Origin of the sequence: Burkholderia sp. RF4-BP95, assembly GCF_001521985.1 — a bacterium.
Classification (GTDB): Bacteria; Pseudomonadota; Gammaproteobacteria; order Burkholderiales; family Burkholderiaceae; genus Burkholderia; species Burkholderia diffusa.
Window position 1 is genome coordinate 122,823 of the sequence record NZ_LOSX01000034.1, and the last position, 6,949, is coordinate 129,771.

The 6,949-nt window shown below is 67.5% G+C and carries 7 protein-coding genes and 1 tRNA gene; 3 read left to right on the forward strand and 5 right to left on the reverse strand.

Annotated elements, in window-relative coordinates:
• Positions 1 to 144 precede the first annotated feature (144 nt).
• Positions 145 to 1,047, forward strand: coding sequence for a LysR family transcriptional regulator (locus WS46_RS14860; protein WP_059535906.1), 903 nt, complete (start codon positions 145 to 147; stop codon positions 1,045 to 1,047).
• Positions 1,048 to 1,070: 23 nt separating this feature from the next.
• Here the strand turns inward: WS46_RS14860 and WS46_RS14865 are convergent, their stop codons facing one another.
• The 4 genes from WS46_RS14865 to WS46_RS14880 all read right to left on the reverse strand — a co-directional run bounded on the left by WS46_RS14865 (position 1,071) and on the right by WS46_RS14880 (position 5,384).
• Positions 1,071 to 2,489 carry an amino acid permease gene (locus WS46_RS14865; RefSeq protein WP_059690962.1) on the reverse strand — a complete coding sequence of 473 codons (1,419 nt, stop codon included), beginning with the start codon at positions 2,487 to 2,489 and terminating at the stop codon, positions 1,071 to 1,073.
• Between the two features lie 92 nt (positions 2,490 to 2,581).
• Positions 2,582 to 3,652 carry a porin gene (locus tag WS46_RS14870; RefSeq protein WP_373558360.1) on the reverse strand — a complete coding sequence of 357 codons (1,071 nt, stop codon included), beginning with the start codon at positions 3,650 to 3,652 and terminating at the stop codon, positions 2,582 to 2,584.
• A 100-nt stretch (positions 3,653 to 3,752) separates the two neighbouring features.
• Positions 3,753 to 4,139, reverse strand: coding sequence for a RidA family protein (locus tag WS46_RS14875; RefSeq protein WP_059535912.1), 387 nt, complete (start codon positions 4,137 to 4,139; stop codon positions 3,753 to 3,755).
• Between the two features lie 30 nt (positions 4,140 to 4,169).
• Positions 4,170 to 5,384, reverse strand: coding sequence for an amino acid aminotransferase (locus WS46_RS14880; RefSeq protein ID WP_059690964.1), 1,215 nt, complete (start codon positions 5,382 to 5,384; stop codon positions 4,170 to 4,172).
• A gap of 191 nt (positions 5,385 to 5,575) precedes the next feature.
• On the opposite strand from WS46_RS14880, the gene WS46_RS14885 reads away from it, so the two are divergent.
• Both WS46_RS14885 and WS46_RS14890 read left to right on the forward strand, forming a co-directional pair.
• Positions 5,576 to 6,058: an Lrp/AsnC family transcriptional regulator gene (locus WS46_RS14885; RefSeq protein WP_059535916.1), complete on the forward strand. Its 483-nt coding sequence runs from the start codon at positions 5,576 to 5,578 to the stop codon at positions 6,056 to 6,058.
• 83 nt (positions 6,059 to 6,141) lie between these two features.
• A tRNA-Val gene (locus tag WS46_RS14890) sits at positions 6,142 to 6,216 on the forward strand.
• A 160-nt stretch (positions 6,217 to 6,376) separates the two neighbouring features.
• On the opposite strand, the gene WS46_RS14895 is transcribed toward WS46_RS14890, so the two are convergent.
• A partial coding sequence (locus WS46_RS14895; protein WP_156443135.1) for an aminotransferase class III-fold pyridoxal phosphate-dependent enzyme occupies positions 6,377 to 6,949 on the reverse strand: 573 nt, incomplete at its 5' end.

A 6,949-nucleotide genomic window follows, 5' to 3' on the forward strand; every position in this document is an offset into this window, starting at 1 on the left:
GGCCGGTGCCCTCGCCGTGGTGGCGCGGCCGGCTGGTGCCAGGCGTTCAGCAGAGCGTAGGCGCGCGATCGATAAGCGTCCAATACAGGATTTATCCGGTACGATAGACGACACTTATCGATGCCGATGCGGGGAGGACGGACCATGGAACTGAGGCAGTTGCGCTACTTCGTGGCGGTCGCCGAGGAGCTGCATTTCGGGCGCGCGGCGAAGCGCCTGTTCATCTCGCAGCCGGCGCTGAGCTTCGACATCCGCAAGTTCGAGGATGCGCTCGGCGTGCAGCTTTTTTCCCGCACCAACAAGACGGTCGCGCTGACCAACGCGGGCGCGGTGCTGCTCGGCGAAGCGCGCCGGCTGCTGCTGCAGGCGGCCGAGGCCGAGCGGCTCACGGTGCGCTCGGCGTCCGGTCTCGCGGGACGGCTGCGGATCGGCTTCGTCCATTCGATGCTGTATCGCGGGCTGCCCGACGCGGTGCGACGCTTCGAGGCCGACTATCCGGGCGTCGAAATCGTGCTGAGCGAGATGAACACGCAGGCGCAGGTGCAGGCGATCCAGCGCGGCCAGATCGATCTCGGCTACGCGCACTGGGGCCACTGCCCGCCCGAGGTCGAATCGGCGCCCGTCTACGCGGAACCGTTCGTGTGCTGCCTGCCGGCCGCGCATCCGCTCGCGCGGCGCCGGCAGGTCGCCCTCGCCGCGCTGGCCGCGGAACCGTTCATCCTGTTTCCGCGCGACGCGGCGCCGCACTATCACGACCTGATCATCGCGCAATGCGTGAACGCGGGATTCAGCCCGCTGATCCGTCACGAGGCGCGGCTCTGGCAGACGATCCTGTCGATGATCGAATTCGGGATGGGCATCGCGCTGGTGCCGCGCGTGCTGCAGCAGGTGAAGAGCGACCGGCTCGCGTTCCGGCCGCTGAAGGATGCGTCGCTGGAATCGCGCACGCTGGAGCTGAAGCGCAGCGGCACCGCCGAACCAGTCGCGCTGCGCTTCGCCGACTACGTGCGCGCGTCGATCGACGCGCTGCCCGCGCTCGCGGGCTGAGCCGGCGCCCCGGTACGTCTCCGCTATTTCGCTTCCGGCTGCAGCACCGGCTGCGCGCGCCGATACCACACCGCATACACGACGGACAGCGCGATCAGGAACGGAATGCCGAAGATCAGCGTCATGTGGAATTCGGCCGTGAAGTACGTCGTCACCATCACCGCGAGCATCAGCGCCGCGCCGAGCAGCGTCAGCAGCGGGAAGCCGCGCATCCGGAACGCGGGCGCCGGCAGGCCGAGCGCCGCGCGACGCCGCCGGAAGCAGTAATGCGTGACGAAGATCATCATCCACGTGAACAGCGCGCCGAACATCGACACCGACATCATGATCGTGAACGACGCGTCCGGATACAGCACGCTCAGGACCGTCGCGAGCGCGATGCCGAGCGTCGACAGCATCAGCGCGCCGAACGGCACGCCGCGCGTGTTCACCTCGCCGAGCGCCTTCGGCGCATGACCCGCGCGCGACAGGCTGAACATCATCCGCGTCGTGATGTAGAGCTGGCTGTTCATCGCGGACAGCGCGGCGATCAGCACAACGAAGTTGATCAGCCCGGCCGCGCCCGGCAGGTGGATCGCCTCCATCACCTTCACGAACGGGCTTTCGTCGCGCCCCGCCGCCGTCCACGGCACGATCGCGAGCATCAGCGCGAGCGTGACGAGGTAGAACAGCACGAGCCGCACGATCGTCGAGCGGAACGCGCGCGTCACCGCGCGCTCGGGATCTTCCGCCTCGCCCGCCGCGACCGCGATCATCTCGATGCTCAGGTAGCTGAAGATCGACACGATCACCGCGACCCACATCCCCCACATCCCCTTCGGGAAGAACCCGCCGTGCTCGGTGTAATGGTGGAAGCCCGCGCCGGCCGCGCCGTCGCCGACCAGCGCCGGATTGCCGAACACGACGTATGCGCCCAGCACGATGAAGCCGACGATCGCCGCGATCTTCACGACCGAGAAGCCGTATTCGACCGCGCCGAACACGTCGACGCTGCGCGCGTTGACGAACACGAGCAGCGCCGAGAAGCCGACGATCCACAGCCAGCCCGGCACGCCCGGGAACCAGTACTTCATGTACAGCGCGATCGCGGTGACTTCGGTGCCGACCGCGAGCACGATGCACGCCCAGTACGCATAGCGCACGAGGAACCCGGCCCACGGGCTCACGTAATGTTCGGCGTACGCGCCGAACGACCCGGAAGTCGGGTGCGCGACCGTCATCTCCGCGAGACAGCCCATCAGCAGCAGCGAGATAAACGCGCCGATCGCGTAGCTGACGAGCACGCTCGGGCCGGCAAAGCCGATCGCGAACCCGCTGCCGAGAAAGAGACCCGTGCCGATCGCACCGCCGATCGCGATCATCGCCATCTGCCGTGCGGAAAGCGTGCGGCGCAGACCCTGCTCGCGCGCCGCGATGTGCTGGAATTGCCCTTCTGGTTGCATCGAATGACCTCGTTCGAAAACGTGTGTCCGGTCGAAACATCGACGGCGCACGGACCGGTGCCGGACCGCACCGGCCACCGCGCGCCGCGTGCTCAGAACATGTGGCGCAAGCCGGCCGCGATACCCGTCTGGTTGCCGCGTCCGGGCATTTCGGTGAACGCGCCGCCGGTCACCCGGTTGTAGTCGACCGTCGCGTAGACCTGCGTCGCCTTCGACAGAGCGTACTCGGCCTCGAGCACGCCCGTATAGCGCTTCCCGCCGTTGCCTGCGACGCCGTTGACGTTGCGGATGTCGTCGTAGTACGCGACGCCCGTCACCGATACCGCCGGCGTGACCTTCACGCTCGCGCCGGTATAGAAGATCGCGTCGCGGCGCGGATTGTCGGCGAACGAACCGTAGGTCACGTCGCGGCCCGGCGCGTTCAGCAGTTGCCGGTCGAGCAGGCCCGTGCGGTCGATGCCGCCGAGGTAGCCCGCGTACAGCGTCGCCGCGCCGAACGCGTAGCGTGCGCCCGCGCCCCATGCCTGCTGCGCACGGCTGTTCAGGTCGCGCACCTGCTGGTAGGTCGCGCCGACCATCAGCCCGCCGAGCGTGTACGACACGTGCGTGCCCCAGTACGCATTCGCGCCGAGGCTGCCCGCGACGCCGCCGAAGCCGTAGCTCGCGCCGACGTTCAGCCCGCCGAACGTGCCGTCGTAGCTGACGACGTTGCTCGCGCGGCCCTGCGTGAGGAAGTACGGCCACATGTTGGCCGTATAGTTGCCGACCGTCAGCGGATCGAGATCGCCGAACAGGTTGAACGCCTCGGTCGCCTGCCGGCCGAGCTTCACGGTGCCCCAGTCGCTCGCCAGGCCGACATACGCGTAGCGGCCGAACAGCGCGCCGTCGAGCTGCCCGTTCTGCGGCTCGAAGCCGCTCTCGAGCTGGAAGACCGCCTTCAGCCCGCCGCCGAGCGCTTCGCTGCCCTTTAAGCCCCAGCGGCTGTTGGTGATCGCGCCGTTGGTCATCTGCACGCTCGCGTCGTTCGACGCGTTCGCATGCGTCGTGTAGCGAATGCTCTGGTCGACGATGCCGTATAGCGTCACGCTGCTCTGCGCCATCGCGCCGCTCGCGGCGAGCAGGCCCGCCATCGTCGGTACTGCGAATCGAGTGATACGCCTCATCTTCGTCTCCATCCTTGTCTGAATATTTGATGTTCGTCGGGGGGTGTTGGTGCTTGTCGTTGATCGTGGGTGCTGCGATCGTCGCGAAGTCGCGTGCCGGCTAGCCGCGTGCCGCCGGCAGCGCGACGTACGCGACGAGTTCGACGCGCATGTCCGGGTGCGCGAAGCCCTGCACGCCCACGCACGTGCGGTTCGGGTACGGTTCGTGAAAGTGGCGCCGGTATTCGGCGTCGAATTCGGGCATCGCCTTCACGTCGGACAGATAGACGAGCACCTGCGCGACGTCGTCCATCGTCGCGCCGGCCGCCGCGACGGCCTTCGCGAGATTGCCGAGCGTGATGCGCGCCTGCTCGGTCATCGTGTCGCCGGCGATCGCGCCGGACGCATCGACCGGCCCGTGGCCGGTAAACATCAGCCCGCTCGCGCGGGTCGCCCACGAGAACGGCTGCGCGAGTTGCGGCAAGTCGACCGGGATCGTGTCTGCCATCGTGTCCTCCTTCGGTTCGGGGCCGGCCGCTCAGGCGGCCTGGCGCGACGTGCCGCCGAGCACGTCGGCGATCGCGTTCGCGACGTGGTCGACGTTCGCGTCGTTCAGGCCCGCGATGCACATGCGGCCCGAGCGCAGCAGGTAGACGCCGTGCGACGCGCGCAGCCGGTCCACGTCGGTCGCGGCGATGCCCGTGTAGCTGAACATGCCGCGCTGCGTGACGAGCGCATCGAACGCGCTCGACGGCAGGCGCGCGTCGAGCCGCGTCTTCAGCGCGCCGCGCATGCGCTTGATGCGCGTGCGCACCTCGGCCACCTCGTCTTCCCAGCACGCCCGCAGGACGTCGTCGTTCAGCACGGCCGACACGAGCTGCGCGCCGAACAGCGGCGGGCTCGAATAGGTGCGGCGCACGCCGGCCTGCAACTGGCTCAGCACCGTCGCCGCTTCGCCCGCGCTCGCGCAGACGATGGACAGGCCGCCCACGCGCTCGCCGTACAGCGAGAAGTTCTTCGAGAACGAGTTGCTGACGATCGCCGGCAGTCCCGCTTCGACGATCGCGCGCACGGCCCATGCGTCGTCGTCGAGCCCGTCGCCGAAGCCCTGGTACGCCATGTCGAGGAACGGAATCAGCCCGCGGCGCGCGAGCACGTCGATCACCGCGCGCCATGCGTCGCGGCCGAGGTCGAGGCCCGTCGGGTTGTGGCAGCACGGCTGCAGCAGCACGATGCTGCGCGCGGGCAGCGCGTCGAGCGCCGCGAGCATCGCGTCGACGCGCAGGTCGTTGCGCGCTTCGTCGTAGTACGGATACGTGTGCACGTCGAGGCCGGCCGCCGCGAAGATCACGCGATGGTTGTCCCACGTCGGATCGCTGATCCAGATCGCGCTGTCGGGGAAATAGCGCTTCACGAACTCCGCGCCGAGCCGCAGCGCGCCCGAGCCGCCGAGCGTCTGCAGCGTCGCGATACGCCCTTGCGCGAGCGCCGCGCAGTCGGCGCCGAACACGAGGCGCTGCACGCCCTGCCGATACGCGGCGAGCCCTTCCATCGGCAGATACGTATGCGGCGCGCCGGCTTCGCGCACGCGCTCGGCCGCGAGACGCGTGCTCTCCAGCACGGGGATGCGGCCCGCTTCGTCGTAGTAGAGACCGATGCTGAGGTTGACCTTGTGCGGATGGGCATCCTGCTGGAACGCCTGGAACAGCGACAGGATCGGGTCGCCCGGATAGGCGGGAATGTGTTCGTACATGGCGGAATGACGCTGGAAGTTGAAGGCGGCGAGTCGGCCGGCGGCGTGACAGCGCGTCAGGCCGTGCGGTCGAGGCATGGGGCGCATGTTATCGAGGACGAAATAGAATGAGCTTCACTTTTCGATGACGAATCGCCGCCATTGCAGTAGAGTCTGCGCTTGTCATCTCAAAAATTATGGGATTCTGCGAAATGAATCTGGATCGAACCGACATGCGGATCCTCCGGCATCTCGAGCGGGACGGACGCATCAGCAATCAGGACCTCGCGAATGCGGTCGCGCTGTCGCCGTCGGCGTGCCTGCGGCGCGTGAAGCTGCTCGAGGAACGCGGCGCCATTTCGGGCTACCGCTGCACGATCGATCCGAAGAAGGTCGGCGTCGCATTCGAGGCGCTCGTGCACGTGTCGATGCGGCCGGACGTGCCCGAATGGCACGACCGGTTCGTGGAGGCGATCCAGCAGTGGCCGGAAGTCATCGCCGCGCAGATCGTGACGGGCGGCTCGAACTACGTGCTGACGGTGCGGGCGCGCGACCTCGACCACTATTCCGACTTCGTGATCAACCGCCTGCACCGCGCGACGGGCGTGATGTCGATCAATTCGAGCATCGTGCTCGCGACGCTCAAGCGCGACGGCTCGATCCTCGATCTCGTCGAGCCGTCGACGGCCGGCTGACGAACCTTTTGTACCGGCCTGAAAAATATTTGAAGAAAGTGCTTTACGAACCCGAAAAGCTCTGACATAATTTCAGCTTCTTTGGGCGGTTAGCTCAGCGGTAGAGCACTGCCTTCACACGGCAGGGGTCACTGGTTCGATCCCAGTACCGCCCACCAAAGAATTCAAGGGCCTGCGTCTCACGACGCAGGCCCTTTTCGTTTTGCGGCCGCCTTTCTGCTGCGGCCCGCCTCCCCTGCACGCTTCCTTGCGCTCGCGAGCCCGTTCGACGGGCAACGACGCTGCGACCACATGCAATCGCCGCGTCGCGACGACTGACTACCCTGCCCGCCTCACCCGCTCCGCCGTCGCATCGAACGCGCGCTTCGCCTTGTCGACGATCTCGTCGACCTCCGCCTTCCTGATCACCAGCGGCGGCGACAGCAGCATCCGGTCGCCGGTCGCGCGCATGATCAGATTCCCGTTGAAGCAGAAGTCGCGGCAGATGGTGCCGATATCGACGCTGGCGTCGAACCGCTCGCGCCGCGCGCGATCGCGCGCGAGCTGGACACCCGCGACCAGTCCCGCCCCGGCGATCTCGCCGACGATCGGATGATCGCCGAGCGCTTCCCGCAGCCGACGCTGGAAATACGGCCCGATGTCGCGCTTCACGCGCTCGACGATTCCCTCGTCGCGCAGCAGCTTCAGGTTCGCGACCGCCACCGCCGCCGCGACCGGATGGCCCGAGTACGTGAGGCCGTGATTGAATTCGCCGTTGTCGATGATCGGTCGCGCGATGCGTTCGTGGATGCCCACCGCGCCCATCGGCACGTAACCCGACGTCAGGCCCTTGGCCATCGTGATCAGGTCCGGCTCGAAGCCGAAGTGCTGATGCGCGAACCATTCGCCGGT